Source organism: Vibrio sp. HI00D65, from assembly GCF_001635455.1.
Classification (GTDB): Bacteria; Pseudomonadota; Gammaproteobacteria; order Enterobacterales; family Vibrionaceae; genus Vibrio.
Window position 1 is genome coordinate 227,928 of record NZ_LWEH01000255.1, and the last position, 25,900, is coordinate 253,827.

Sequence of the window (25,900 nt, forward strand, 5' to 3'; positions counted from 1 at the left end):
TTTGGTTCAGACGACTCTGCTCTTAAATTGTTTGCGTGAAAACGCTGAGTCTTATCTGTGGTCAACACGGCGAACTAATGTATCACCGATTGATTGAATAATTTGTACGAGCACAATCAACATCACTACAGTTACAGCCATGATGGTCACATCATAACGGTGGAATCCGTAACGAATAGCCACATCACCTAAGCCGCCACCGCCAACCGTACCTGCCATTGCTGAGTAGCTCACTAGGGTAACTAGTGTGATGGTTACTGAGTTGATAATAGTCGGTAGTGCTTCAGGAAGCAGAACTTTGCTAATGATTTGTGTTGGTGTCGCGCCCATTGATTGCGCTGCTTCTACTAAACCTGTTGGTACTTCAAGCAGTGCACTTTCGATGAGGCGAGCGACAAATGGGATTGCGCCAATAGTGAGTGGAACAATCGCCGCCGTAGTACCGATAAAGGTACCAATCAGCATCTTAGTCAGTGGAATAATCGCAACCATTAATACCAAGAAAGGCACTGAACGGCCTACGTTGACTATCGCACCAAGAATTTGGTTGAGCTTAGTGTTTTCTAGCAAGCCGCCTTTTTTGGTGGTGTGTAGAATCACGCCTAAGGGAATACCGACAGCAAAGCCAACAATGCCTGCTACTGCAACCATGTAAAGTGTTTCGCCAGTTGCTTCTAATAGAAGGTTACCGTTAAGGCTGATCCAGTCAGCAATCTCGTTGAAACTAAAGGACATAACCAAGTACCTCTACTTTTACATTGTTATCGCGTAGAAATTGGATAGCAGCATTATCATCTGCTTCGTTGCCGAACAGTTCAGCTACCATCATGCCGAACTTCACGCCGCCAGCGTAATCAAGGTCAGAACTTAGAATGCTGACATCTATATTAAATTTACGAGCGATTTGCGTCATTAGTGGAGCATCAACGGTAGCACCTGTGAACTCAAGGCGCACCAGAGGGTAACTGCCATCTACTCGAGTTTCTTGCAAGCGTGCTTGGTAATCTTCAGGGATCGTTAGATCTAAGGTTGAACGAATAAATTGATGCGCTAACTCAGTCTTAGGATGCGCAAAGATGTCGCCAACCGTGCCTTTCTCTACCAATTCACCACCACCGATGATCGCCACTTCGTGACAGATGCTCTTAACCACATCCATTTCATGCGTAATAAGCAGGATAGTAATGCATAGTTTACGGTTGATTTCACGCAGTAGTTCAAGAATCGATTGAGTGGTTGCAGGATCCAGAGCGCTGGTCGCTTCATCACACAGTAGTACTTTCGGGTCTGATGCCAGTGCACGAGCAATCGCGACACGCTGCTTTTGACCGCCACTTAGGTTTGCAGGATAAGTATCACGCTTGTCTGCAAGGCCAACCAGTTCAAGTAGTTCACTGACTTTCGCTTCAATAACCGCTTTATCTTTACCTGCTAGCTCTAGAGGCAGTGCTACATTGTTAAATACAGTACGAGAAGACAGCAGGTTGAAGTGCTGGAAAATCATGCCGATGTTACGGCGTGCTTCGCTAAGTTCTGATTTGCTGAGCTTTGTTAGGTCGATACCGTCAACAATCACTTCACCTGAAGTTGGGGCTTCCAACATATTTACACAGCGGATTAGAGTACTTTTGCCTGCACCTGAAGAGCCGATGACTCCAAAGATTTGACCTTGAGGAATGTGGAGGTTGATATCAATTAAAGCATTGATTTCTTGAGTGCCTTGATAAAAAACCTTATTGACTTGATTCACTTTAATCATAGAGAAACCCGTGCAGGTAGAACAGAATAATATGTCGATAGCTCGCTCGATTTACGGATGATGCTATGGTGTTCCGTGATCTAAGTCAATAGATATTTTTACGTCTAGACGGCTAAACGTCGATTGTATTGCTGAGATGGAAACAGATCGTTAACGAACGCAAAACTAAATAGATAGTGATGAAGCAAATAAAGCGTGTAATAATTAATGATTAATAGAGAGTTGATAGAGAACAAAATTTTGTCTAAACCTGCTGTTTTTTTAGATCGTGATGGTGTGATTAATGTTGATCACGGCTACGTACATGATGAGCATGATTTTGAATACATCGATGGTGTGTTTGAAGCGGCGAAAGCGTTTAAAGATATGGGTTATTTGTTGGTGCTTGTGACGAACCAGTCTGGTATTGCTCGCGGTATGTTTAGTGAAGATCGTTTTCTCTCTTTAACTCAGTGGATGGATTGGAACTTTGTCGATAATGGCGTTGAGTTAGATGGCATTTACTACTGCCCTCACCACGCTGAACATGGTATTGGTGACTACAAGCAAGATTGTGATTGTCGTAAGCCAAAGCCTGGTATGTTCATTTCTGCGCGCGACTTTCTGAAGATCGATATGGCTAACTCTGTAATGATCGGCGATAAAGCTGAAGACATGATGGCTGCAGAAGCGGCAGGTGTTGGCACTAAGGTATTGGTAAGAACTGGTAAACCAATCACTGAAAAGGGTGAAGCCTTGGCAAGTGTTGTCCTTGATAGCATTGCGGATGTGCCTGCTTTCCTAAAAGGCTAAGACATTTCACTACCTTTAACGGTATAAAGATGAGGAACGAATTATGAAAGCTATGTTAGTAGCATCTATGTGTACGGTAACATTAATGGGTTGTTCTAAGTCAGCAGCACCTGAAAGTGCTACATCGGACAATCAATTCGTGACTTATCAATGTGAGTCTAACGTTTCATTTGAAGTGGCTTACCTTGATAATGAAAAAGCGGTATTACGTTTACCTGAAAATGAATATCGTCTGACTCAAGTAGCGGCTGGCTCTGGAACCAAGTACATCTTAGATGATGGCACTGGAGAGTTAATCAACAGCGTTACATTACGTACCAAAGGTGATAACGCACGCCTCGAACTTGGTCGTGTGGTATATCGAAACTGCAGCAAGTAAGCCATCTTTAATTGTTCAGATTTACAAACAGTTAAGTGAGGGAGTATGCCCTCACTGCTTCTTTTCCTTCCTTTGACGTTAGACTTTTTATGAGCAAAAAACTCACTATTCTTGATATTGCTAAGCTGTCTGGTGTTGGCAAGTCGACCGTATCTCGCGTTCTGACCAATGATCCTAAAGTGAAACCTGAAACCCGTGAAAGGGTAGAAAGAGTAATTCAAGAGTCTGGGTATACGCCTTCAAAGTCTGCGCAATCGATGCGTGGTGGTAGCCAAAAAGTGATTGGCGTGATCATCTCTCGTTTGGATTCTCCTTCTGAAAACAAAGCCGTCAGCACCATGCTGTCTGAGTTGTACCAAGCGGGCTACGATGTAGTGATCATGGAAAGCCAGCTTGACAGAGAAAAAGCCAACGAGCACTTGCAGGTTCTCAAGCGTCGTAACGTTGATGGCATCATTGTGTTTGGTTTCACTGATTGCGATATCCCCGCGATCGAAGCGTGGGGACATAAAGCCGTGGTTATTGCGCTCGACACCGAAAACGTAACATCGATTAACTATGACAACCAACAGGTAATCAATCGTGCGTTGGCGTATTTAACGGATCAGGGGATCTCTGACATCGGTTTTGTTGGAGTGGATCCTAGCGATAAATCAACCGGTGAACTGCGTCTAAAGGCTTACCTCGATTGGTGCGAGAACAGCGGAGTGATGGCGAACTATCGTACTGGTCAACTTCATCATGAAAGCGCTTATCAGTTAGTGGATGAAGTACTCACTCCAACGACTCAAGCGATTGTCTGTGCCAGTGATACTCTTGCTCTTGGTGTCATCAAGCGCTTGCAAGAACGACAACGTGAAGATGTGGTGGTGACTGGCGTCGGCGGTAACGATCTTCTTTCTTTCCTATTTCCTCGGGTCTTTAGTATTGATCCGGGCTACCAATCAGCGGGTAAACTAGCCGCTAATCTATTGATCTCTCAACTTTTAGGTAACACAGAGATCTCTCATCATACCCAATCACCTATTCAATAATCTACTCAACTAAGCGAAACAGAACCGCTTAGATTAAAATTAGACTGTGATCTCTTTCAATTAATGGGACTGTTCCCATTTAATTTCTCATTCAGCTAGGCATTATAATAATTATTTTTGGGAATGTTCCCATTGATCTAAATCTGAGTGGTTATTACTCAATGATTTAGATGAGTCATTGAATAAAACCAGGGTGGGGTAGTATGAGTAAGATAGCGAAGCAAGACATTGCGCGTCTTATCGAGTTAGTTGGTGGTAAAGAGAATATTGCGAGTGTCAGCCATTGTCTGACTCGACTACGTTTCGTATTGAATGAGACAGGGCAGGCGAATAAAGCAGAACTCGAAAAGCTCAAGCTAGTAAAAGGCTGCTTTACTAACGCAGGCCAATTTCAAGTGGTGATTGGCACCGAAGTTGACGAAGTGTATGCACTGTTGATTGAGCAAACGGGCAAAGAGGCTTCATCAAAAGATGAAGCGAAATTGGCTGCTCGTCAGAACATGAACTTCCTCGAGCGTGGTATTTCCCATTTAGCCGAAATTTTTGTGCCACTGCTGCCTGCCATTATTACTGGTGGTTTGATTCTTGGTTTCCGTAATGTGATTGGCGACATTCGCATGTTCGACGGCAAAACCTTAGTTGAAATCAGCCAATTCTGGGCAACCGTTCACTCTTTCTTATGGCTGATTGGCGAAGCGATTTTCTTCTTCCTACCGGTTGGTGTGTGTTGGGCGACGGTTAAGAAGCTCGGCGGAACCCCTATTTTGGGTATCACGCTCGGTGTGACCTTAGTGTCGCCGCAGCTGATGAACGCTTACATGATAGGTAAAGCCGTTCCTGAAGTGTGGGACTTTGGCTTTTTTGTGATTGAGAAAGTTGGGTATCAAGCACAGGTGATCCCTGCGATGCTTGCGGGTGTGGCATTAGCCTTCATTGAAACTAACCTTAAGCGCATCGTGCCAGCTTACTTGTATCTTGTGATTGTGCCATTTGTATCGATCATTTTGTCTGTGATTCTGGCTCACGCCTTTATTGGTCCATTCGGCCGTATGCTAGGTGATGGCGTCGCATTTGCAGCGAAAGCAGCCATGACCGGTGACTTCGCAATTCTGGGTTCAGTGGTATTTGGTTTCCTTTACGCACCTTTGGTTATCACGGGTATTCACCATACAACCAACGCAGTCGATTTGCAGTTGATGCAAGACTTAGGCGGCACGCCAATCTGGCCTTTGATTGCGCTATCTAACATCGCACAAGCTTCAGCGGTTGTTGGCATCATTATTTTAAGTAAACGTGAAGGTGAGCGAGACATCTCGGTACCAGCAGCTATCTCTGCCTACTTAGGTGTGACAGAGCCAGCGATGTACGGCATCAACTTGAAATACAAATTCCCAATGTTGAGCGCAATGATAGGTAGTGCCGCAGCGGCAGCTATTTGTGGTAGCGCAGGTGTGATGGCGAACGGCATCGGTGTGGGCGGCTTGCCAGGTATCTTGTCGATTCAACCGCAATATTGGTCTGTTTATTTAGTGGCGATGTTGGTAGCGATTTTACTGCCAGTGACCTTAACGCTGTTCTTTTACAAGCGTGCACAGTCAAAAGGTGAGCTCGAAACAGCAAGCGCGTAGCGCATCATATCAGCGGTGACTTCAAGCCGGTCATCGCTTTTTTCTTTAGAAACGGCTTCTATCGACCATGTGAACATGGTGATTTTTATTTATTATTTTTTGGTAAGTGAGTGTTAGAGATGGCGATGACTGAACATGATGAAAGCTGGTGGAAAACCGCAACCATCTATCAAATCTACCCAAAGAGCTTTTGTGACAGCAGCAGTAAAGGTACTGGTGATATCAAAGGGATCATTTCGAAACTGGACTACCTCAAACACTTGAGTGTTGATGCGATTTGGTTGACCCCAGTTTACGCATCTCCAATGGTCGACAATGGCTACGACATTTCAGATTACTACGCGATTAATCCTCAATTTGGCACCATGGAAGATTTCGATCTATTGCTGGCTGAAGCGCATCAGCGTGGTATTCGTATCGTGATGGATATTGTGGTTAACCATACATCCACTGAACATGCATGGTTTCAATCCGCATTGGGTGACAAAAATAGCCCTTACCGTGATTACTACATTTGGAAAGATCCTGTAAACGGCGAAGCGCCAACTAACTGGCAATCCAAGTTTGGCGGTAATGCATGGGCGTTAGACGAAGCGACTGGTCAATATTACCTTCACCTGTTTGCCAAGGAGCAGGCCGACCTGAACTGGGAGAATCCGGTCGTACGTGAAGAAGTGAAAGACGTTATCAGCTTCTGGGCTGAGAAGGGCGTCGACGGCTTCCGCTTGGACGTGATTAACCTGATTTCAAAGCAGCAAGATTTCCCTAATGATGATATTGGCGATGGTCGCCGTTTTTACACAGACGGCCCACGTGTGCATGAATATCTAAAAGAGATCAGCGAAGCGGTATTCCAGAAATATGGTAGCGTGACAGTAGGCGAGATGTCTTCAACCACATTGGAGCACTGTCAGCAGTATTCGAACATTGATAACAGCGAGCTATCGATGGTGTTTAACTTCCACCACCTTAAAGTGGATTACACCAATGGTGAGAAGTGGACCAATGCACCATTTGATTTCTTGCAGCTCAAATCGATCTTTAACCATTGGCAAACGGGCTTAAATGGAAAGGGTTGGGGGGCATTGTTTTGGTGTAACCATGACCAACCGCGAGTGGTGAGCCGTTTAGGTGATGATAAGAACTACCGTGTTGAGTCGGCTAAAATGTTGGCGGCGTCTGTTCACATGATGCAAGGCACACCTTATATCTATCAAGGTGAAGAGATTGGTATGACGAATCCTGGTTATACCGAGATCAGCCAGTATCGCGATGTAGAGAGCACTAACATGTACGACATCATGGTCAATCACGATGGTGTGAAGCATCAAGATATGATGGCGATTCTAGCGCAGAAATCTCGTGATAACTCTCGTACACCGATGCAATGGAGTAACGAAGCATATGCGGGCTTTTCAAAATCTCAGCCATGGCTGGATGTTGCGAACAACTACCCTGAGATCAATGCAGAGCAAGCACTGGAAGACAGAGATTCAGTTTTCTATTTTTACAAGAGTTTGATTGAACTTCGTAGAGAAGTGCCTGTGATTACTCATGGTAGTTATCAAGATTTGCTACCTGAGCATCCGTCAGTATTTGCGTATTCTCGCGAGAGCGAAGGGCAGACTCTGCTGTGTGTTAATAACTATTATGGTGAAGAGACGGAATGTGCTTTACCTGAGCGTTTTGTTATGACGAATGCCAAGTGTTTGCTTTCTAACTATCAGGAGACAGACGATTCAGTAACATCGTATCATCAAGTATTGCGCCCTTACGAGACTCGTATTTTGTTGATTGAGGGCTAGGTAGTCAGGTTACTTTATTAAGGTCTATCTAAACACAAAATAAAGCTCATGGCCTTTAGTACCCCGTTGGTCATAAGCTTACCAACAATGCTTTGGATTGCTCCACTTACATTAATTCAATCTGGCTAATCTTTAAGTGAGCTATTTGTGCTGGATAGGGTGCGCAAAAGCTAAATACTAGCTGTTTTCGTTATGAAAAACAGCTAGTAATTCATTGATTGGATCGCTGGTGTTAAGACGCGTAGTTCACAGAATAGCGCGTTGGCTTATGATTCATCGCTAGTACGATATTCAATACCGCTGTACCTAGCACTGACACTGCAATCACCCAAGGCGATACAAAGAAGAACGAGGCAAACAGAATACACGCGTCGATCGCCATTTGAGTTTTACCCACTGAGATGCCGTAGCGATCTTGAATAAACAAACACAAGACGTTGAAGCCACCCAGGCTAGAACGATGACGGAACAGAATCAGCATACCTAAGCCCATTAATAAGCCACCGGCAACGGCGCAGTAGATCTCATTATGAACTTCGAGCGAAATAACCAAGTATAAATGATCAGCAAACACAGACACTAAAGCGCCGGAAATCGCACTGCTGATCGCAAAGCTGCGGCCAAAACGCTTCCATGCCAATAAATAGAATGGGCAGTTAGCGGCAAAGTATAAAATACCAAAGGTTACAGGCAAAAATTGACTCAACAGTAGAGCCAAACCAGTAGTACCACCGGTAAGCAGATTCGCAGACTGCAAAAAGAAGACGCCTAACGCTACTAAAAACGTGCCCGTCAGGACTGCAATCCAATCTTCTTTACGTGAGTGTTTTTCCATCGTTTTAATAACTACCTAATCAATAAAGGCGTGCATAGTAGTTAAAAACTTAAGCTTTCGGTAGCTAGAGGTGCAAAATTAAGGTAAACCTATGTAATCTGCGTTTTACAGGGTGTAAATCGTAAAATTGACAGTAAGGGACATCTTTGGTTGGATAAGCCGAAACCATGATGAATCTTATTTGTGATTATGAAAAAACTGCATGATAAAATTGCAATTAGCTCTTTATGACCTAGATCAAATTATGTAGAATGCTTCACATCAAAATGGTGACGGAAACGTTTGCTTTCGGTCGTTGTGTGGTTTTTTTGAAACTTTCAGTACAATCTGAGTCAGGAGATACAGATGCTTAAGCGTGACATGAACATTGCTGATTACGATGCGGATCTATTCGCAGCCATCCAAGAAGAAACTCTTCGTCAGGAAGAGCACATTGAACTTATCGCTTCAGAAAACTATACAAGCCCACGTGTAATGGAAGCTCAAGGTTCTCAGCTAACAAACAAATACGCTGAAGGCTACCCAGGCAAGCGTTATTACGGCGGTTGTGAGTACGTAGACAAAGTTGAAACTCTAGCAATTGAACGTGCATGTGAGCTGTTTGGTGCTGAGTACGCTAACGTACAGCCTCACTCAGGCTCTCAAGCAAACAACGCTGTATACATGGCGCTACTGAACGCAGGCGACACAGTTCTAGGTATGAGCCTAGCGCACGGTGGTCACCTAACTCACGGTTCTCCAGTAAACTTCTCTGGTAAGCTTTACAACATCATCCCTTACGGTATCGACGAAGCAGGTCAAATCGATTACGAGGAGATGGAAAAGCTGGCTATCGAGAACAAGCCTAAGATGATCATCGGTGGTTTCTCTGCTTACTCTCAAATCTGTGATTGGAAGCGCATGCGTGAGATCGCGGACAAAGTAGGTGCTTACCTATTCGTAGATATGGCTCACGTAGCTGGTCTAATCGCTGCAGGTGTTTACCCGAACCCAGTTCCACACGCGCACGTTGTTACAACAACAACGCACAAAACGCTAGCAGGTCCACGTGGCGGTCTAATCCTTTCTAACGAAGGCGAAGATCTTTACAAGAAGCTGAACTCAGCAGTATTCCCTGGCGGCCAAGGCGGTCCTCTAATGCACGTTATCGCTGGTAAAGCAGTAGCGTTCAAAGAAGCACTAGAGCCAGAATTCAAAGAGTACCAAGCACGCGTAGTTGCTAACGCAAAAGCAATGGTTACTGAATTCCTTGAACGTGGTTACAACATCGTTTCAGGTTCTACAGAGAACCACCTGTTCCTAGTTGACCTAATTAACAAAGACATCACAGGTAAAGAAGCAGATGCAGCACTAGGTGCAGCAAACATCACAGTAAACAAGAACTCAGTACCAAACGACCCGCGCAGCCCGTTTGTAACGTCAGGTATCCGTATCGGTTCTCCTTCTATCACTCGTCGCGGTTTCTCAGAAGCAGACGCGAAAGCGCTAGCAGGTTGGATCTGTGACATCCTAGATAACATGGGTGATGAGTCTGTTATCGAAGCAACAAAAGCAAAAGTGCTAGAAATCTGTCAGCGTCTACCGGTTTACGCTTAATTTTTTCTTATTAGTAATTTGAACTTCGTTGTCGAGCATGCTCACTTACATTCGTAAGCTCCGCGTGCTCTCCTAGAATTTCAAACAACTACTTTGAAAAACGATGATAAAAAAGCTCCTTCTATAGGAGCCTTTTTTATTGGCATAGAAATGCTTAGAGAGTGAACGAATTTCTGTGTCGCACATAATCATTTGCTAGCGCAAACTCCGTGTGAGCTCCTTGAACTTTGCTCATCTACTTTGAAAGATGCTTTTAAAGGTCCCTTTTGGGGCCTTTTTTGTATCTTGTGACTGGTGGTTTTGAGAGCAGAGAAAGGCAGGCACTAAAAAGGGCTAATGCTTTCACATTAACCCTTTGTATTTTTTTGTGTTGGTTCTACTTTTTGATGCTAAGTAGGGTGCCTGATTTACACTTGAACGAGTAGTAATTACGGCTTTCGTTAAATTTACCTAGGCCTTCGCCATCACAGTAATCGATATTGATTTCGCGCATCACTTCTAGTGTATCTTCGCTGTTTAAAGCGAATTTAGAGCCATCAGAACAGACGATACGTACTCTCTCATCATGGCTTACAGAGTAAATATCGACTTCGGTATTACACAGCTCAAAAGAGGCTTCACGAAAATTATCTTGCTGAGTATTTGAAGCGCAACCCGCTGTAAGAGCTGCAGTAAACACCGTTAAAAGTCCGAGTCTTTTCATTGTTAATCCTTCGCGATCATCAAGTTGGTTGATGATTTATTATTTGCTATTTGAGATAGACTATACAACTACACGTTACGATTCAAGGCGCGTTCTTAGAGTCTAAGATATAAAAAGAGAGTCAGGAGGAGATAATTTATATTCTGTAGGCTGTGTGGGTTGAAACTTATACCTATAAAAAAGACCAATATCGAATTGGCCTTGATCTATCAATCTGAATTTACATCATTATCTAAACTGTTTTGCTTCTGGCAGGTATTCAAAACCCGCAGAGGCAAGTTTAGAGATTAATGCTGCTTTGTCGATTTCATAGAAGTTAACCACTCGGTCCAAGTCTCCGTCGAAGTCGTCACGTAGCTTCATGTTGACGATGCTCATCAACATAACAGGATCCATCTTTTCAAAATTAGAGAGGTTCATATTAGTCCTCGAAATCTGAAATGAGTAGGTTAGCAGCTGCAAATGCCGCGCGTTCGCGAGCTTCTTTTGGAAGAGATTCATCTGCTGCAAGGTCGTTTAATGTTTTTACTGCGCAGGTGATCGCTTTAGGAATGTAGCCTTGGTCGCCACTGCCAATTTGAGAGTACAGTTCACGTACCAAATCACAACAATCGTATACTTTCATTTTTATACCTAACCAAATGATAACTGATATCAATATACACATAGAGATAAGCAAAAACAAAGCGGATCTGACGAAGAGCAGAGTTAGTTTGTCCTTGCTCAATATCTCATCTTATTGCGCTTCAGTTTGTCACTTTATTAGGTGACCTGTTAACCAATGATTGGTCAACTAGCCGGCGACTTGCTGTTCCAGCTGGTATTTCACTTTATCTGCAAGGTTGAGTTGCTTGGCGAGCTCTTTGAGATAAGCCTTTTCCATGAAGTTTTGCTCGTCAGCCACAATCAAAGAGGCTAAGTAGATCTCACTGGCTTGTTGCGGTGAGCTTGCAAGTTGAGCTATTTCTCTTGGGTCGAGCGTCTTGTGCAGCTCTTCAGACACTAACTTAGTCAGCTGATAATCTGCGCCCATGTTTTCGACGGTTTGTTTAATTTTAGCCATCTCTTGCTCATCGACATGACCGTCCGCTTTAGAAGCCGCAATCATAGATCTTAGAATAAGTAGATTATGACAAGCATCTTGTTCATCAAAGGTGGCTTGTGGAGATGAGTCTGGTGTGCCTTGTTTGGCTTGGTAATCGTTATATACCTTGTATGCCAAAGCACCAAGCGCTGCTGCTCCACCAATTCCCACGGCCTTCTTGCCGAACTTTTTGGTTTTCTTTGAGCCCATGAGTGCTCCCAGCAAACCGCCGCCAACGGCTCCAGCACCTAGTGCGCCAAGTGTACTTTTGTTGCTGCCTTTACTGACCTGTGTAAGACCGCTTAGGCCAGATGAGCTTTGTGAGAGTTTTTGAGTGCCTTGTTTAACAAGGTCTGACTTAAATGCTTGGTTAAGTAGGCTTTTTAGATCCATCGATACCTCCAATGGTAAACGCGTCTAATGGGTTGATGAACCCAATATACGTATTTAAAGATGAACCGGAGATTAACTTACGTTATTTACTTTATCGAGAAATGAGAGAGTGAGTGAAGGTGAATAGGAGGAATAAAAAAGGCCACCAGATGGCAGCCTTCTATTATTTGCTTTGCAAGATCACTTACTTGACAGAGTTTGCTTATTTAGCAAATTGAGAAGTAACGTGTTCAACGATTGAATCGATAGCAACAGCCTCTTTAGTACCATCACGACGGTTCTTGTACTCGAAGTTTCCTTCTTTCATTGAGCGGTCGCCGATCACGATAGTGTGAGGGATACCAATTAGCTCGATGTCAGAGAACATTACACCTGGACGTTCTTTACGGTCATCGAATAGTACTTCGATACCCATAGCTGTTAGTTCAGCGTATAGCTTCTCAGCTGCTTCTTTAACTTCTTCAGACTTGTGCATGTTCATAGGAACGATAGCAACTTGGAAAGGTGCTAGTGCGTCTGGCCAGATGATGCCGTATTTGTCATGGTTCTGCTCGATTGCAGAAGCAACAACACGTGATACACCGATACCGTAACAACCCATCTCAAGGATAACGTTCTTACCGTCAGGACCAAGTACACCACAGTTCATTGCTTGTGAGTAAACGTTACCTAGTTGGAAGATGTGACCAACTTCGATACCACGTTTAAGCTGAAGCGTACCTTTGCCACATGGGCTTAGGTCGCCTTCGATTACGTTACGTAGGTCTTCTACTTGAGCAAGCTCAACGTCACGACCCCAGTTGATACCGAAGTAGTGCTTACCATCTACGTTTGCACCCGCGCCGAAGTCGCTCATTACAGCAACAGAGCGGTCAACGATGAATGGTAGCTCTAGGCCTACAGGGCCAAGTGAACCTGGGCCAGCGCCAACGAGTGCACGAATTTCTTCTTCAGAAGCCATCTCTAGTGGAGAAGCAACTTGTGGAAGGTTTTCCGCTTTTACTTCGTTCAGTTCGTGGTCGCCACGGATGATTAGAGCAATGATGTCTGCATCTACTTCATCAGAAGCTTTAACGAATAGAGTCTTAACTGTTTTCTCGATTGATAGACCGTGTTGCTCTACCAACTCTGCGATAGTTTTCGCGTTTGGAGTATCAACCAGTTCCATTTCTTGAGTTGGTGCAGCAGCTTCTTCAGTTGGAGCTAGTGCTTCAGCTTTCTCGATGTTTGCTGCGTAATCAGACTCTGTAGAGAATGCGATTAGGTCTTCGCCGCTTTCAGCTAATACGTGGAACTCTTGAGAACCACTACCACCGATAGCCCCAGAGTCTGCTAGTACTGGACGGTACTCAAGACCCATGCGGTCGAATGCATTACAGTAAGCATCGTGCATCGCTTGGTAAGACTTTTCTAGGCCTTCTTTGTCGATGTCGAAGCTGTACGCATCCATCATAGAGAATTCACGAGCACGCATAACACCAAAACGTGGACGACGCTCATCACGGAACTTAGTTTGAATCTGGTACAAGTTCAGTGGCAGCTGTTTGTACGAGTTTACTTCGTTACGAACTAGGCTAGTGATTACTTCTTCAGCTGTTGGGCTAAGAACAAACGGACGAGAATGACGGTCAGTAAAGCGCAGTAGTTCTGGGCCCATTTTTTCGCTACGACCAGTCTCTTCCCATAGCTCAAACGGCTGCACTACGGGCATTAAAGTCTCAACTGCACCTGCATTATCGATCTCTTGGCGAACGATGTTTTCGACTTTACGCAGTACACGCAGACCGGTAGGTAGCCAAGTGTATAAACCTGAAGCTAGCTTACGGATCATACCTGCACGTAGCATCAGCTGGTGGCTGATAACTTCTGCGTCGTTTGGAGTCTCTTTCAGAGTAGAAAGAAGATAGTTACTGGTACGCATTCTATGGTATCCGTTTCATCATTAATAAAAGTAAATTTACTGCCGCTATTGGCAACAGTAAATCCGATATAGCCGCATATAATATCAGCCTATTTGGGATCTCAAAAGCGTTCAATGTCAGTTACATTGATGAAAAACGCTTCAACAACGAATTTCACGTTGAGATCGAACAAATTTACCGCATATTCCTTGTTGTCTTGCTTGCCTTTCTTATAGGCAGGGCGAGGGTCTTGGCCTAATACCTCTTTGATCACCTGAATAATATGGCGCGACTCTGGGTGCAGTGCCAGTTTGCTTTGTGCCTGCTGTGAAAAGTTAACCTCTAACACCTCGGGCTCTTCGGCTGCAAACCCTCCCTGTGCATCCGGAATGGAATCGGAGTAGGGGATGTAAGGCTTGATGTCGATAATTGATGTCCCGTCGACTAAATCGACACTGCCAACGTCTAGCCAAGTTTGCCCTTTATCTTGAGATACGCCTTTCAGCTCTACCGCTGACATGCCAATTCCATTGGGTCTGAATGTGGCTCGAGATGCAAAAACCCCAATACGTTCATTACCACCCAGTCGAGGCGGCCTCACCGTAGGCTTCCAGCCTGCTTCAAGGTTTTTGTCGAACAGAAATAGGAGCCACACATGGCTGAATTGCTCGATGTTGCGAACCGACTCTAGGCAGTTTGCCGCGTCAACAAGCCTTACTCTAGCGGTTGATGCCTGCACCAACCTAGGCTGCCTTGGTACCGCGAACTTCTCTTTATAGGGAGATTCTATAAAGCCAATAGGTTCAATGGAGTGCATGGGGGGAAGTTCTCTAATTACGATCTATGGCCGGAAAATATCACAAAATAACTTGTTTTTCTTTTGATAATGATTATCATTTGCAATGTTATAACGTATCAAGCAATGATTTAGAGGGAAACAAATGAAACCAAATATCCATCCTGATTACCGCACTGTGGTTTTTCATGACACCAGTGTTGATGAATACTTTTTGATAGGTTCAACCTTGAAAACAGACCGCACTATCGAATGGGAAGATGGAATTACCTATCCTTACTTCACTATTGAAGTGTCTTCAAAGTCCCATCCTTTCTATACAGGTAAGCAACGAGTGATTCATAAAGAAGGTCGTGTGGCGAACTTTACTCGCCGCTTTGGTCAATTGGGTAAGGGAGCTAAATAGATGAAGGTTGTAAAATCACTTAAAAGTGCAAAGAGCCGTCACCCAGATTGTCAAATCGTTAAGCGTAGAGGTCGCCTCTTTGTAATCTGCAAAACCAACCCAAGGTTCAAAGCGGTTCAAAAATAAGCAGTCAATTTGGTGTGACACACCTGTAAAAAAAATGAGGGGAAAGTCAAACTTTATTCATTTAACGTTTTTTCTTTTCCTTCATATGCAAGTTGATTAAATACCGAGTGACTACTTATCGTACGGTGAACTCTATTTTTAAATTAATCAAGAGGTTATATCGTAAAGTTATTTTAATGATGAATGTGTGGTTGTGAATCATAAAGCTGATTTTTGTACTTATTTTGGTTTTATTTGCTAACAACTTGTTAGAATTAAGTTAAATGCTGCTATTTGTTACACATTTTGTAACATTTTGAATTTCTAATTGATTATTTTGTCAAGTACCCTTCGTCTGCAATTTGAACATTTTTGTCACAATTGCATAGGAATCACTACAAGGAGGGAACTGATGAGTTCATCAGCTTCAATAAAAAACAACTCGCCAAAGAAACCCATTTTTACCCGTTTTCTCGATGGTGTTGAGTATTTGGGGAATCTATTACCCCACCCTATCACTCTTTTCGCAATCTTCTGTGTCGCAATCTTAGTTACTTCTGGTATTGCAGGGTACTTTGAAGTGTCTGTTATGGACCCTCGTCCGGAAGGTGCTCCTGGTCGTGCTGCTGACGGCATGATCCATGTTGTAAGCCTACTTAATGCTGAAGGCTTACAACTTATCGTAACTAATTTAGTTAAAAACTTTGTTGGTTTTGCGCCATTAGGTACCGTGCTAGTTGCAATGCTAGGTGTAGCGATTGCGGAGTACTCAGGTCTACTATCTGCTGCGATGCGTGGCATGGTAATGGGCGCGTCTAAGCGCATGGTTACAGTAACTGTGGTATTCGCAGGTATCATTTCTAACACAGCTTCAGAGCTAGGTTACGTGGTACTGATTCCACTTGCAGCAATGCTTTTCCACTCTTTAGGTCGTCACCCTCTTGCTGGTCTAGCGGCAGCATTCGCTGGTGTATCTGGTGGTTACTCTGCAAACCTTCTAATCGGTACGGTTGATCCTCTGCTTTCTGGTATTACAGAAACAGCAGCACAAATGATCGACCCGACTTACACCGTTGGTCCAGAATCAAACTGGTACTTCATGTTTGTGTCTACTTTCTTCATCGCAATTACAGGTGCATTCGTAACGGAGAAGATTGTTGAACCAAAACTTGGTAAATACAACGACGAAGAAGCGTCTGAAGATTTATCAAACGATACAATGGGCAAGCTAACAGACGTTGAGAAGAAAGGTCTTAAGCTAGCAGGTATCGCAGTTCTAGCAGTATCAGCTCTTCTTGCTTGGACAATTGTTCCTGAAGACGGCGTTCTGCGTTCTGCAGCTGGCACGGTAGCAGGTTCTCCGTTCCTTAAGAGTATCGTGGCGTTCATCTTTGTATTCTTCGCAGTTCCTGGTTTCGTTTACGGTAAAGTTACCGGCATAATGAAAACTGACCGCGACGTTATCGATGCTATGTCTAAGTCTATGTCTTCTATGGGCATGTACATCGTACTTGTATTCTTCGCTGCTCAGTTTGTTGCTTTCTTCAAGTGGACTAACTTCGGTCAAGTATTCGCAGTAGCGGGCGCAAGCTTCCTACAAGACATCGGCCTAACAGGTCCAATGTTGTTCTTCGCATTCATCCTAATGTGTGGCTTCATTAACCTGATGATCGGTTCAGCTTCTGCTCAGTGGGCAGTAACAGCACCTATCTTTGTTCCAATGCTAATGCTTGTTGGTTACGCACCAGAAACGATTCAAGCGGCTTATCGTATCGGTGATTCAACAACGAACATCATTACTCCAATGATGAGCTACTTCGGTCTTATCCTTGCTGTAGCAACGCGTTACGTGAAGAACCTAGGTATTGGTACTCTGATTGCAACTATGCTTCCATACTCGATCGTATTCATCGTTGGTTGGAGCTTAATGTTCTACGTGTGGGTATTCGTATTTGGTCTGCCAGTTGGCCCTGGTGCAGCAACGTACTACACGCCATAGAATCTAATCATTGTTTTATGATTACACCGAAAGCCTGCACATTGTGCGGGCTTTTTCTTTATTGGAAAATAGTGATTACAAGCCTGCAAATCGGTAGGTCATCCGAACCTCCAGCGGCCACCCTACATCCCTTTGGGTGAGAGGGCTGTTCGAGTTGTTGTGAGTCAATTCCATTTTGTTGATACCAGTCCAGCGTGGTGTAAATTTATAGAGGCCAATGAGCCCAGCTTGATAAACAAAGGTAGACCCTGCATCAAACTGATTTAGCCCTGATGCAGAGGATTCGCTATTTGAAATACCGTAGAGGTGATTAGAAAGTTTTTGTCACGATAATCGACTTCGAGGTAGGGGAATGGTTAATGGCTTTGCCCATGTTTCTAACGCCCTGCCCAGATGCAGCTGAACTTCGTAGCTATTATGCTCCGAGGTTACGTCGTGTAAGTAGGTGAACCTAGCGCCTACTATCCCCAGCGTTATCCCGAGTGCGCCATTGCCATCTCTGTCTTGAATGCCATTGGGTAGGTCAACGAAGGTATCTGATACTTCAGCGAATCGCCAGTTTCCAGATAGTCCGACAAAACGGAGTAGGTCAATTAAAATTTTACAGATCTCATTGTTGCCTAAATGAGACGTTCCCAGATCTCTCTGGAGAAGAAGGGAGGGTTAGCGCTTTGCTAGCAGGCGATCAAGGTGGTTAGCGAACTCACGACGGTCGGTTTGAGAAAGTGAGCTTGGGCCCCCTGTTTGGATGCCACTTGAGCGCATGGTTTCCATAAAGTCGCGAATGTTTAGGCGCGCTTTAATGGTCTCTTTTGTATAAAGCTCCCCACGAGAACTCAGCGCTAGTGCGCCTTTAGTGATAACTTCATCAGCTAGAGGGATATCTGAAGTAATCACGAGATCGCCTTTCTCTGTACGTTTTACTATTTCATTGTCGGCGATATCGAATCCGCTTGACACTTGAATTGAGTGAATGTTGTTACGCTTCGGTACTGGGACAACGTGATTTGCGATGAAGGTGCATTCAACACCGGTTCGCTCAGCTGCGCGTACGATGGTTTCTCGGATAACTTTAGGACAAGCGTCCGCATCAACCCATATTTTCATAGTGTTCTATTTCTCTGTTAGCTAATCTGTGGATTTATTACTGTTAACTTATTTCTCGGCTAACTTATCGCTCAGCTAATTTGGTTTCAAGCGTGGCGACGCGAGCGGTAAGTTCAAGAATTTGTTTTTCTAGTTGGTCAATACGATCGACCTCTGGTTCTTGTTGTGCAGCGACTTCTACCTTGGGAACGCGGTTCGCGTTTTTCCAGCTTTTAATGGTCGTGATTAACGCAGGCATTGGAACCGATGTACTCATGCGAGCTTTTACTAACGCAACGGTTGGCTCTTTGCCTTGTGCTTGCAGTCCTTCAAGCACTGATTTCAACTCTTCAGAAACATCTTTTGTCAGCATGTTGACCTCCATTTTTTAGTCTTTGGTCATTTTACTCGCTCCGGTGACCGATAGCGAATCATAAAACCGTCTATGGCGTGTGAGAGATCTCTTACAAACGCTGTGAGATAACGCGAATACTTCTCTAGAGAAATTGATACGTATATGATTAAAGTGTTGAATTTTAATTGTTTTATATAATTAACAACTTGGTCGAATTCAAAGTGTGATGCAAATCTATTGTCCGAAATCCTAAATCGCGTAAATTAAACCTTGTCGGAAGGATTCTGACACGGAACAGGAAAGCACCAAGGAATTGGTTATCTTCAGGATGAAGATTTGGTTACTTAGGATTGAGTGATCAAGCATGGAGCGCAAGGACATTGTAGGGACACAGTCAGTTAACAGGAAGTTAGCTGCAATGGAATGACAATGGACACCTTTAGGATAAAGGGTTGGATTAGCATCAGGATGATGTAAAGGACACCGCTCACGGAACAAGTGATGTGCGCTAACTAGGATTGTTAGCTTTCAGGATGATTGGACACCGCTAGGACGGCGAAGTAAAGGAAAGAGCTGAAGGATTACAGCCACTATTACGGATGATGCATGGAGCATTAATTAGTAGCCGGATTGCTGCGAGTAAGACCCTAGCCCTGACACTTCGGTGTCGGGGCTTTTCTTTATCTGGACATTTCACCCATCTAGAGGCTCTTTATTTAAGAGCAATACATCTGCTTTTCTGCTAATGGTCAACACAAGGAGTGTTTTATGACGATAGCAACCTCAAGAACGCTGTTAGTACCTTATACCGAACAGCTACAGCACGACTTCATCAAGCTCAACTGCTGCCCGATTAATCGAGCAGAAATGAATGGGCCGCATTCTATCGCTTCTGCGAAGCAACTATTTCAAGAGATACTGCAAGACAACGCCGGCTTTTGCCGTGCCATTATTCATAACCAAACCCGTGAATATCTTGGGCATGTATTTATCTCATCAGAAGAAGGTAAGCACGAGTTAGGTTTTATCTTGGACAAAGAGTATTGGAATCAAGGTTTTGCTAGTGAGGTACTGAAACCTTTCTTTAATTTGGTGTGCTTTGAAGAGCGTTTAACGAATGTTTTCGCGACCGTCAATGTCGGTCATAATCCATCGATCAAGCTTTTAGAAAAACTCGGCTTTGTATTTAAAGAGACCAAACAAGATCAGTTTGGTCCTTATCATGAATATCGATACACCGCTTATTGCGACGTTACATTCTATGAGGCTGTAGCTCAAACCGCATAGAACGGAAACCTACCATGGTCAGTTTCCCTTTGTAACAGTCATCCCCTAACGCTGAAAACTCAAATTGGTAAATGGTGTGCCAGCGCCAAACGGTCCTGAGTTCATGGCGCATCTTCAGTTTATGACCGCTAAAGGCAACACTTAACAGTTGCAAGTCGAGCTCTTTACACTTTCTGGCAATGGCAGTTTTTGCAAGCTCAGATTGCCTGCGCTGCTGCCAAAACAGAAAGCAAAAGAAGCACAGAAACAAAATAGCCAATAAGTTATCTATCATTTAATCCATACTTCCTTTTACTTTGTCTTCCTATTTGACTCTAGCTTTAAACTTTTTATTGAGTATTATCAGGTGGTTGCTAAAGTATTACTGAGATTTAGTCGCCTGTTGTAACTCGATCAGTGCATTCGCCAATTCTGGAGATGGATTTGAATTCAGCAATGGTAAAAACACCATTCTCAGAGCTGGAATCATTACTAGATCCGCAAACAGCTGGTTGAATAGGTTTTGATTGCCAGTTTGTGCGAGGCGCAACAAGAATTGCTCGGCAATGGCTGGGTCTTGTAGAGCGTGCCAGCTTCGACCTGCTAAACCAATCAGGACTTCTTGATGACTTAAGCGTGGGTTTGCCAGAACTTGGTTAATCACTGCATTGGTGATGTTTGGCTCTGCACCTGATAGGGCGCGCACTAGTGCAGACAACAAGAACAGGTCTGGGTCGCTGCTGTTGATCTCGTTCTCAGCCATCTCTTGTAAGCGTTGAGCTAGCTTGTCATTAATCTTCGTGTGTTCAAGTGCGCCTAATGTAGCGTAAAGCGGCTCAGACGGGAGCTCATTGAAGGCTTTACGAATCGCGACACCATTTTGTTGGCTGCCAAGACGGGCACACATATCAGTAATGCCTTGAAGGCCAACAGTCTGCCAATTGTCCCAACCTAATTCACCGGTGAAGTAGTGCTGAGCATGTTCGTAGTATTGGCTGGTCGCAAGATCTAATTCTGCTCTTACTTGGCTATGAAATACCGCCATTTTGTCTTCAGAAGGCTTGAAGGTGTAAGGGTTGTTCGACAGCTTCTCTTGTTGCTCTTCGCTGATCTCACCACTTAAACGTGTACCCATCGCTTCTAATACGAACTTTAAAAAGTTACCTACATCGGCTTGGTTGAGTAGACCTCTTTCATCCAGTTTGAATTTTAAGAACCAGATCCATGGTTGCTTCTGTTCATTCCAGTAGCTGATCGCTAAGTGAGCTTGTTTCTGAAGTGGAAATGGGTATGGCTGTTTCCCTTGCTCAACATCTAAGAATAAGGAGTTGTCGATCTTCTGGATACGACGACCGAGATCGTAGATATCGTATTGGCAACCGCTATTATTCAATAACTGAGTGAGCGTGTGAATGGTTTCCATAGTAATAAGCTCCTAACTTTCTTTCCTCAATAGATGGTACTCTATGCCCCAATTTCAAGGTCACTAGATAAATAACTTGGTGAAAAATGACAGCTGCCACAAAGTTACCTCCATTACTTCAACAATTAGAACAACAAATGCGGCAATGCTCCCTCTGGAGTAGCGTTGCACCGTCGGATGAAGCTCTGGCGAGCGTTGAACCTTTTGCGATCGATTCATTGCAACCCGAAGAGTGGTTACAGTGGGTCTTTATCGTAAAGATCAATGCGATGATTGACGCGCAAATGCCTTTACCTAAAGGGTTTTCTATTCATCCATATTTTGGTGAAGTGTGGAAAAACGAGGCGGACAAAGCTGAGCTACTGGTGACTATTCAGTGCATTGATGAGGTATGCGCCTAATGTTAGAGATCATTTATCATGATGAGTACTTTGTCGCGGTAAATAAGCCTGCAGGAATGCTGGTGCACCGCTCATGGTTAGATAAACATGAGACTCAATTTGTAATGCAGACTCTGCGTGACCAAATTGGTCAACACGTGTTCCCATTGCACCGTTTAGATAGGCCGACTTCTGGCGTATTGGTGTTCGCACTCTCAAGTGAAGTTGCTTCTGAGGTGATGCCGATGTTCGCTAACCATAAGATGCAAAAGACTTATCATGCAATTGTTCGTGGTTGGATAGAAGAGGGCGATACGCTTGATTACCCACTTAAGGTCGAGCTAGACAAGATTGCGGATAAGTTTGCAAAAGAGGACAAAGAAGCACAAGAGGCTGTGACGGCTTATGAACCTTTGGCAAAAGTGGAAGTACCATATTCGACAGGGCGTTTTCCGACTAGCCGTTACTGCTTAGTAGAGATGTTGCCGAAGACGGGCCGTAAACATCAGCTGCGCCGTCACATGGCCCACCTAAGACACCCAATTGTTGGAGATACTTCTCACGGTGACGGCAAGCATAACCGGCTGTTCCGCGAAAACTTGGATTCACACCGTTTGTTACTGCACGCTTCAGAGTTACGCTTTATTCACCCTTTCACGAAAGAAGAATTAGTGATGAAGGCAAGCCTTGATGAAACTTGGCTACAGTTATTTGAAGCCTTTGAATGGGATACAAATTTAGTCGATGCGTAAGTACGGTCGTCTAAATAAAAGTTAGATAGGACAAAGGGCTGATAGCGATATCAGCCCTTTGTCTTGTCTGTATAATCTGAGTAGATCAACCAACGATAGTCATTAGTTGCCTAGCATCGGGATCATTTTAGTTTTTCTAGATCCGCTTCGATCTCAGCGATCTTGCTAGACACCACCTTCTCTAAATGGCGTAAGTCGGTCAGGATCTTCTGTTTTACATCCATCTCAGTGGTTGGCGTAGGTTTGGTGATCTTATTAAGCTCATCAATCACAAGCGTGAGGTTGCGGTTAATCTCAGTCACTTCTTTGTATTGATTATTGCCACCGCTAACAAGCACACTTTTTACTTGTCGTGGGTACTTAAACTTAACGCTTTTCGCGAACAGCTCGCCTTTCTGCTTACGAAAATAAATCTTAAGGATATCTTTGTGTGCTTCTTGGCGAAGGGAGTAACGTTCAATCTGTTTAGGCTCGTGGATACCTAAGCCAGTGAGGTTTGGATACATAAGCGACCTCTAGTTTATGAATGTAATACTTTTATGTAATTGACTTAATCAATGTAGCAGCCTAACGACGAGCTAGATAGTTGATATCTGTGAATTGATTGTAAGTTGTGGGCAAGATCGCTCTCTATCTTCACCCACACTTATTTACTCATTAAACCGGCGAGTTGTACTCTATTCGCATTCTAGGGCGCAAGCTCGGAAACATGCTCGGTTAGCCTCTTTCTGAGGGCTTGTTCTTGTTCTTCAGAAAGTCGCCCACCTGTGTCACTGGTCAGAATAAACAAATCTTCTGCACGTTCGCCAATGGTCGTAATTTTAGCGCCATGTAGGTTGATACCTAACTCTGCGAAGGTTGCACCAACTTGTGCCAATAGCCCTGGAGTATCGAGTGCTCTTAGTTCCATCAAGGTGCGTTTTTTACTCTTGGTTGGTAGGAACTCAACCAGAGTCTTGACCTTAAAGTGCTGTAAGTTACGCGGCGTGCGACGTGTCTTAATCTTCGTAGGGCGACCAGAGGCTAGAACATGGGTTAGATGTTTTGCGACAGCCTTTTGTCTTGCTTCGTCAATCGCATTGCCATGCTGGTCTAGTACGATAAAGGTATCAAGAACATGACCATCTTTGCTCGCCATAACCTGAGCGTCATGAACGTTGAAGTTACGTCTGTCGAGCTCGGCAACCACGGTGGCAAATAGTGCTGCTTGGTCTTTGCAGTAAACAAAGACTTCTGTGCCGCCTCGTGTTGCTTTTTTGCTGATCAACACCAAAGGTTGGCTCGGATCTTCTAGGCGCAGTAAATGCTCACAATGCCATGCGATCTGCTTGTGGGTATGACGCAAGAAGTAGTCGGCTTTAAAACGTTGCCACAACACCTCAATCTCATGAGCGGTGAAGCCTTTTTTACGCAGTAGGGCGGATGCCATTTGTTGGTTGTGACGAATACGGTCTCGAACGTCGACCGGGTTTTCTAGGCCGCGGCGCAGTGCACGTTGAGTTGAATGGAATAGCTCTGCAAGTAGGGTTCGTTTCCAACTGTTCCATAGCTCTGGGTTAGTTGCGCAGATGTCGGCGACGGTTAAGCAAACCAGAAGCTCTAGTGATTCTTCGTCACGCACCTTTTTGGCGAATTCGGTTATCACTTCTGGATCGTAGATATCGCGACGTTGAGCGGTAACAGACATCAACAAGTGGTTTTGTACTAGCCATGCCACTTGCTTGGCTTCTGGTTTTGATAAGCCATGCTCAATACAGAAAGAGTACGCTTCGACCGCACCAATCTCTGAGTGATCACCGCCACGACCTTTACCTATGTCGTGGAAGATAGCGGCTAGGATCAGCAGCTCTTTCTTCTGCACTCGTGGGTAGACTTCACAACAGATAGGGTGCTTGTCGTGGTTTTCTATTTGACCGAAGCGATTGATGTGCTTGAGCAGTCGAATACTGTGCTCATCGACGGTGTAAACATGGAACAGGTCGAATTGCATCTGGCCGACGATCTGGCTCCACTGTGGTAGATACGCTGAGAGCACGCCCAATTTGTGCATCAAGCTAAACGCTTTGTGCAGTGCATTGGGGTGACGAACCAAGGTCATAAACTTCTCACGCGCTTCAGGAATAGTATGCAGGAAGCGGTTGAGCCTGCGACGCGCAGTACGCAGTTGTCGCAATGTTGGAGGGCTAACCCCTTCGATGGAAGAGTCATTGGCGATATGGATAAACATATCGAGAATGGTCTCCGGCCTCGCTTGGAATAGGGCAGGCTTGCGCGCTTCTATCAGTGAGCCTCGACGCTGGAAGTCATTATCGAGAATTTCAGCTTCTTCTGTCTCACCACCATTAATGATTGCTTGATCGAATAGCTTGAGCAGCATTTTGTTGAGCTCTGCCACGCGGCGAAGGGTTCGATAAAACTCCTTCATCATCATTTCGACACTGCGGTTGCCTTCGCCTGTGTAGCCAAGGTGTTCGGCGACTTGTGCTTGATGGGCAAACGTCAGGCGATTGTCGTAGCGGCGCAACTCAATATGCAGTGCGAAGCGAACGCGCCATAAAAAATCTTGGCATTCCACGAGCTCACGATACTCAGCATCAGTAAGGAAGCCATACTTGCTCATTTCAAGCAGAGAGGTCGCACCGAAGTGGCGGCGTGCCACCCAACTGAGCGTGTGGATGTCTCGTAGGCCGCCTGGCGTAGATTTGATATCAGGTTCAAGGTTGTAAGTGGTATCGTGGTAGCGCGCATGACGCTCTCTCTGCTCTTGAATCTTTGCCTTGTAGAAGGTCTCACTTGGCCAAAATGAATCAGAATGAATCTTCAGTTTAAGTTCTTGAAAGGTATCTTCACTGCCGCACAATAAACGTGACTCTTGTAGGTTGGTGGCAACGGTTAGATCATCGAAACCAATATCAATACATTCGGCAATGGTACGCACCGCGTGGCCAACTTCGAGCCTCAAGTCCCACAGTAAAGTTATGAAATTACTGACTTTTTCACCAAGGGCTGGTGGCAATATTTTTTGGGATACGATTAAGATATCAATGTCCGACAGCGGGTGAAGTTCACCACGACCATAACCGCCCACAGCAACCAGCGAGATATGAGGTAAATTGCTAAAACCGAAGTGCTCCCATAAGCGTCTGAGTAATAAATCCATGTATTCAGAGCGGAGCAATACTAAGTCCGTGACAGGGTGGTGATTTAGGAATTCATTTTTTTGGTACTGCGTGAAGCTCTCGAGCTGATTTTTTAATTCGCAGATTTCAATTTGTTCGTCATTGAACGTAAGAGGGCATTGATAAGGCATGGTCTGCTATCCGTGCAAGCAAGTGAGAATATTAAACAATTTACCAGAAGCTGGTGGAAAATCGAAATTGAGCGGATAAAAAATATCCTCGACAATGCGAGGATATTTTTAAA

The 25,900-nt window shown here is 44.4% G+C and carries 27 protein-coding genes and 1 pseudogene; 12 read left to right on the plus strand and 16 right to left on the minus strand.

The window, feature by feature from the left end:
- Nucleotides 1–51 precede the first annotated feature (51 nt).
- Nucleotides 52–735, minus strand: a complete 684-nt coding sequence (locus tag A3712_RS17990; protein ID WP_063524538.1) for a methionine ABC transporter permease — start codon at nt 733–735, stop codon at nt 52–54.
- Nucleotides 725–1,759, minus strand: coding sequence for a methionine ABC transporter ATP-binding protein MetN (gene metN / locus A3712_RS17995; protein ID WP_063524539.1), 1,035 nt, complete (start codon nt 1,757–1,759; stop codon nt 725–727). The genes A3712_RS17990 and metN overlap by 11 nt, the downstream gene beginning before the upstream one ends.
- Before the next feature lie 240 nt (nt 1,760–1,999).
- Between metN and gmhB the strand changes: the two genes are divergently transcribed.
- From gmhB to treC, 5 genes are all read left to right on the plus strand, one after another.
- The gene (gene gmhB, locus A3712_RS18000; protein ID WP_004738542.1) at nt 2,000–2,551 is read left to right on the plus strand and encodes a D-glycero-beta-D-manno-heptose 1,7-bisphosphate 7-phosphatase; all 552 of its coding nucleotides are present in this window, start codon (nt 2,000–2,002) and stop codon (nt 2,549–2,551) included.
- A 43-nt stretch (nt 2,552–2,594) separates the two neighbouring features.
- On the plus strand, nt 2,595–2,930 hold the full coding sequence (locus tag A3712_RS18005; RefSeq protein WP_063524540.1) for an MliC family protein: 336 nt from the start codon (nt 2,595–2,597) through the stop codon (nt 2,928–2,930).
- An 89-nt stretch (nt 2,931–3,019) separates the two neighbouring features.
- Nucleotides 3,020–3,964, plus strand: coding sequence for a trehalose operon repressor TreR (gene treR / locus A3712_RS18010; RefSeq protein WP_063524541.1), 945 nt, complete (start codon nt 3,020–3,022; stop codon nt 3,962–3,964).
- 203 nt (nt 3,965–4,167) lie between these two features.
- Entirely contained in the window at nt 4,168–5,592 is a 1,425-nt protein-coding gene (gene treB, locus A3712_RS18015) for a PTS trehalose transporter subunit IIBC (protein ID WP_063524542.1), read from the plus strand.
- Between the two features lie 119 nt (nt 5,593–5,711).
- Nucleotides 5,712–7,397: an alpha,alpha-phosphotrehalase gene (gene treC, locus A3712_RS18020; RefSeq protein ID WP_063524543.1), complete on the plus strand. Its 1,686-nt coding sequence runs from the start codon at nt 5,712–5,714 to the stop codon at nt 7,395–7,397.
- Nucleotides 7,398–7,629: 232 nt separating this feature from the next.
- Here the strand turns inward: treC and A3712_RS18025 are convergent, their stop codons facing one another.
- On the minus strand, nt 7,630–8,232 hold the full coding sequence (locus A3712_RS18025) for a YitT family protein (protein WP_063524544.1): 603 nt from the start codon (nt 8,230–8,232) through the stop codon (nt 7,630–7,632).
- Between the two features lie 345 nt (nt 8,233–8,577).
- On the opposite strand from A3712_RS18025, the gene glyA reads away from it, so the two are divergent.
- A complete protein-coding gene (gene glyA, locus A3712_RS18030; protein ID WP_063524545.1) occupies nt 8,578–9,828 on the plus strand; it encodes a serine hydroxymethyltransferase in 1,251 nt (416 codons plus the stop codon).
- A 376-nt stretch (nt 9,829–10,204) separates the two neighbouring features.
- Here the strand turns inward: glyA and A3712_RS18035 are convergent, their stop codons facing one another.
- The 6 genes from A3712_RS18035 to tsaA form a co-directional block, all read right to left on the minus strand.
- Nucleotides 10,205–10,531 carry a hypothetical protein gene (locus A3712_RS18035; protein ID WP_004738554.1) on the minus strand — a complete coding sequence of 109 codons (327 nt, stop codon included), beginning with the start codon at nt 10,529–10,531 and terminating at the stop codon, nt 10,205–10,207.
- 228 nt (nt 10,532–10,759) lie between these two features.
- Entirely contained in the window at nt 10,760–10,951 is a 192-nt protein-coding gene (locus tag A3712_RS18040) for a DUF4250 domain-containing protein (protein WP_063524546.1), read from the minus strand.
- Nucleotide 10,952: 1 nt separating this feature from the next.
- A complete protein-coding gene (locus A3712_RS18045) occupies nt 10,953–11,156 on the minus strand; it encodes a YaeP family protein (RefSeq protein ID WP_008222923.1) in 204 nt (67 codons plus the stop codon).
- 168 nt (nt 11,157–11,324) lie between these two features.
- Nucleotides 11,325–12,008 (minus strand): tellurite resistance TerB family protein, encoded by a 684-nt coding sequence (locus A3712_RS18050; RefSeq protein ID WP_063524547.1) that lies wholly within the window; start codon nt 12,006–12,008, stop codon nt 11,325–11,327.
- Between the two features lie 202 nt (nt 12,009–12,210).
- On the minus strand, nt 12,211–13,929 hold the full coding sequence (locus A3712_RS18055; RefSeq protein ID WP_063524548.1) for a proline--tRNA ligase: 1,719 nt from the start codon (nt 13,927–13,929) through the stop codon (nt 12,211–12,213).
- Between the two features lie 101 nt (nt 13,930–14,030).
- On the minus strand, nt 14,031–14,726 hold the full coding sequence (gene tsaA / locus A3712_RS18060) for a tRNA (N6-threonylcarbamoyladenosine(37)-N6)-methyltransferase TrmO (protein WP_063524549.1): 696 nt from the start codon (nt 14,724–14,726) through the stop codon (nt 14,031–14,033).
- A 124-nt stretch (nt 14,727–14,850) separates the two neighbouring features.
- Here tsaA and A3712_RS18065 point away from each other — a divergent pair, with 124 nt between their 5' ends.
- The 3 genes from A3712_RS18065 (at nt 14,851) to A3712_RS18075 (ending at nt 17,215) form a co-directional block, all read left to right on the plus strand.
- Complete coding sequence (locus A3712_RS18065; RefSeq protein WP_063524550.1) at nt 14,851–15,111, plus strand: type B 50S ribosomal protein L31; 261 nt, start codon at nt 14,851–14,853, stop codon at nt 15,109–15,111.
- Nucleotides 15,112–15,237 (plus strand): type B 50S ribosomal protein L36, encoded by a 126-nt coding sequence (gene ykgO / locus A3712_RS18070; RefSeq protein WP_004738564.1) that lies wholly within the window; start codon nt 15,112–15,114, stop codon nt 15,235–15,237. It begins immediately after the preceding gene.
- A 391-nt stretch (nt 15,238–15,628) separates the two neighbouring features.
- Nucleotides 15,629–17,215, plus strand: coding sequence for an AbgT family transporter (locus A3712_RS18075; RefSeq protein ID WP_063524551.1), 1,587 nt, complete (start codon nt 15,629–15,631; stop codon nt 17,213–17,215).
- A 75-nt stretch (nt 17,216–17,290) separates the two neighbouring features.
- On the opposite strand, the pseudogene A3712_RS26900 reads toward A3712_RS18075, so the two are convergent.
- From A3712_RS26900 to A3712_RS18085, 3 genes and pseudogenes are all read right to left on the minus strand, one after another.
- A pseudogene (locus A3712_RS26900) lies at nt 17,291–17,803 on the minus strand (MipA/OmpV family protein); the annotation flags it as partial.
- A gap of 75 nt (nt 17,804–17,878) precedes the next feature.
- Nucleotides 17,879–18,322, minus strand: a complete 444-nt coding sequence (locus A3712_RS18080; RefSeq protein WP_063524552.1) for a YaiI/YqxD family protein — start codon at nt 18,320–18,322, stop codon at nt 17,879–17,881.
- A 64-nt stretch (nt 18,323–18,386) separates the two neighbouring features.
- Nucleotides 18,387–18,674 (minus strand): hypothetical protein, encoded by a 288-nt coding sequence (locus A3712_RS18085; protein ID WP_063524553.1) that lies wholly within the window; start codon nt 18,672–18,674, stop codon nt 18,387–18,389.
- A gap of 750 nt (nt 18,675–19,424) precedes the next feature.
- Between A3712_RS18085 and A3712_RS18090 the strand changes: the two genes are divergently transcribed.
- A complete protein-coding gene (locus A3712_RS18090) occupies nt 19,425–19,943 on the plus strand; it encodes a GNAT family N-acetyltransferase (RefSeq protein WP_063524554.1) in 519 nt (172 codons plus the stop codon).
- On the opposite strand, the gene A3712_RS18095 is transcribed toward A3712_RS18090, so the two are convergent.
- Nucleotides 19,909–20,217, minus strand: a complete 309-nt coding sequence (locus tag A3712_RS18095) for a DUF3301 domain-containing protein (protein ID WP_063524555.1) — start codon at nt 20,215–20,217, stop codon at nt 19,909–19,911. The two genes, A3712_RS18090 and A3712_RS18095, sit on opposite strands and share 35 nt — an antisense overlap.
- Nucleotides 20,218–20,304: 87 nt before the next feature.
- Entirely contained in the window at nt 20,305–21,345 is a 1,041-nt protein-coding gene (locus A3712_RS18100; RefSeq protein ID WP_063524556.1) for a DUF3549 family protein, read from the minus strand.
- An 86-nt stretch (nt 21,346–21,431) separates the two neighbouring features.
- Between A3712_RS18100 and A3712_RS18105 the strand changes: the two genes are divergently transcribed.
- Together A3712_RS18105 and truC are read left to right on the plus strand one after the other, a co-directional pair.
- Complete coding sequence (locus A3712_RS18105; protein ID WP_063524557.1) at nt 21,432–21,746, plus strand: YqcC family protein; 315 nt, start codon at nt 21,432–21,434, stop codon at nt 21,744–21,746.
- Nucleotides 21,746–22,477 carry a tRNA pseudouridine(65) synthase TruC gene (gene truC, locus A3712_RS18110; RefSeq protein ID WP_063524598.1) on the plus strand — a complete coding sequence of 244 codons (732 nt, stop codon included), beginning with the start codon at nt 21,746–21,748 and terminating at the stop codon, nt 22,475–22,477. The genes A3712_RS18105 and truC overlap by 1 nt, the downstream gene beginning before the upstream one ends.
- A gap of 122 nt (nt 22,478–22,599) precedes the next feature.
- Here truC and A3712_RS18115 read toward each other — a convergent pair whose 3' ends face one another.
- Both A3712_RS18115 and glnD read right to left on the minus strand, forming a co-directional pair.
- Entirely contained in the window at nt 22,600–22,983 is a 384-nt protein-coding gene (locus A3712_RS18115; protein WP_004738577.1) for a DUF3461 family protein, read from the minus strand.
- Nucleotides 22,984–23,165: 182 nt separating this feature from the next.
- Nucleotides 23,166–25,787, minus strand: coding sequence for a bifunctional uridylyltransferase/uridylyl-removing protein GlnD (glnD, locus tag A3712_RS18120; RefSeq protein ID WP_063524558.1), 2,622 nt, complete (start codon nt 25,785–25,787; stop codon nt 23,166–23,168).
- Nucleotides 25,788–25,900: the final 113 nt, after the last annotated feature.

Bases quoted from the DNA above. Each gene is read 5' to 3' on its own strand.
- A3712_RS17990 (WP_063524538.1), bottom strand. From the start codon at position 735: ATGTCCTTTAGTTTCAACGAGATTGCTGACTGGATCAGCCTTAACGGT.
- metN (WP_063524539.1), bottom strand. From the start codon at position 1,759: ATGATTAAAGTGAATCAAGTCAATAAGGTTTTTTATCAAGGCACTCAA.
- A3712_RS18005 (WP_063524540.1), top strand. From the start codon at position 2,595: ATGAAAGCTATGTTAGTAGCATCTATGTGTACGGTAACATTAATGGGT.
- treR (WP_063524541.1), top strand. From the start codon at position 3,020: ATGAGCAAAAAACTCACTATTCTTGATATTGCTAAGCTGTCTGGTGTT.
- treB (WP_063524542.1), top strand. From the start codon at position 4,168: ATGAGTAAGATAGCGAAGCAAGACATTGCGCGTCTTATCGAGTTAGTT.
- treC (WP_063524543.1), top strand. From the start codon at position 5,712: ATGGCGATGACTGAACATGATGAAAGCTGGTGGAAAACCGCAACCATC.
- A3712_RS18025 (WP_063524544.1), bottom strand. From the start codon at position 8,232: ATGGAAAAACACTCACGTAAAGAAGATTGGATTGCAGTCCTGACGGGC.
- glyA (WP_063524545.1), top strand. From the start codon at position 8,578: ATGCTTAAGCGTGACATGAACATTGCTGATTACGATGCGGATCTATTC.
- A3712_RS18035 (WP_004738554.1), bottom strand. From the start codon at position 10,531: ATGAAAAGACTCGGACTTTTAACGGTGTTTACTGCAGCTCTTACAGCG.
- A3712_RS18040 (WP_063524546.1), bottom strand. From the start codon at position 10,951: ATGAACCTCTCTAATTTTGAAAAGATGGATCCTGTTATGTTGATGAGC.
- A3712_RS18045 (WP_008222923.1), bottom strand. From the start codon at position 11,156: ATGAAAGTATACGATTGTTGTGATTTGGTACGTGAACTGTACTCTCAA.
- A3712_RS18050 (WP_063524547.1), bottom strand. From the start codon at position 12,008: ATGGATCTAAAAAGCCTACTTAACCAAGCATTTAAGTCAGACCTTGTT.
- A3712_RS18055 (WP_063524548.1), bottom strand. From the start codon at position 13,929: ATGCGTACCAGTAACTATCTTCTTTCTACTCTGAAAGAGACTCCAAAC.
- tsaA (WP_063524549.1), bottom strand. From the start codon at position 14,726: ATGCACTCCATTGAACCTATTGGCTTTATAGAATCTCCCTATAAAGAG.
- A3712_RS18065 (WP_063524550.1), top strand. From the start codon at position 14,851: ATGAAACCAAATATCCATCCTGATTACCGCACTGTGGTTTTTCATGAC.
- ykgO (WP_004738564.1), top strand. From the start codon at position 15,112: ATGAAGGTTGTAAAATCACTTAAAAGTGCAAAGAGCCGTCACCCAGAT.
- A3712_RS18075 (WP_063524551.1), top strand. From the start codon at position 15,629: ATGAGTTCATCAGCTTCAATAAAAAACAACTCGCCAAAGAAACCCATT.
- A3712_RS18080 (WP_063524552.1), bottom strand. From the start codon at position 18,322: ATGAAAATATGGGTTGATGCGGACGCTTGTCCTAAAGTTATCCGAGAA.
- A3712_RS18085 (WP_063524553.1), bottom strand. From the start codon at position 18,674: ATGCTGACAAAAGATGTTTCTGAAGAGTTGAAATCAGTGCTTGAAGGA.
- A3712_RS18090 (WP_063524554.1), top strand. From the start codon at position 19,425: ATGACGATAGCAACCTCAAGAACGCTGTTAGTACCTTATACCGAACAG.
- A3712_RS18095 (WP_063524555.1), bottom strand. From the start codon at position 20,217: ATGATAGATAACTTATTGGCTATTTTGTTTCTGTGCTTCTTTTGCTTT.
- A3712_RS18100 (WP_063524556.1), bottom strand. From the start codon at position 21,345: ATGGAAACCATTCACACGCTCACTCAGTTATTGAATAATAGCGGTTGC.
- A3712_RS18105 (WP_063524557.1), top strand. From the start codon at position 21,432: ATGACAGCTGCCACAAAGTTACCTCCATTACTTCAACAATTAGAACAA.
- truC (WP_063524598.1), top strand. From the start codon at position 21,746: ATGTTAGAGATCATTTATCATGATGAGTACTTTGTCGCGGTAAATAAG.
- A3712_RS18115 (WP_004738577.1), bottom strand. From the start codon at position 22,983: ATGTATCCAAACCTCACTGGCTTAGGTATCCACGAGCCTAAACAGATT.
- glnD (WP_063524558.1), bottom strand. From the start codon at position 25,787: ATGCCTTATCAATGCCCTCTTACGTTCAATGACGAACAAATTGAAATC.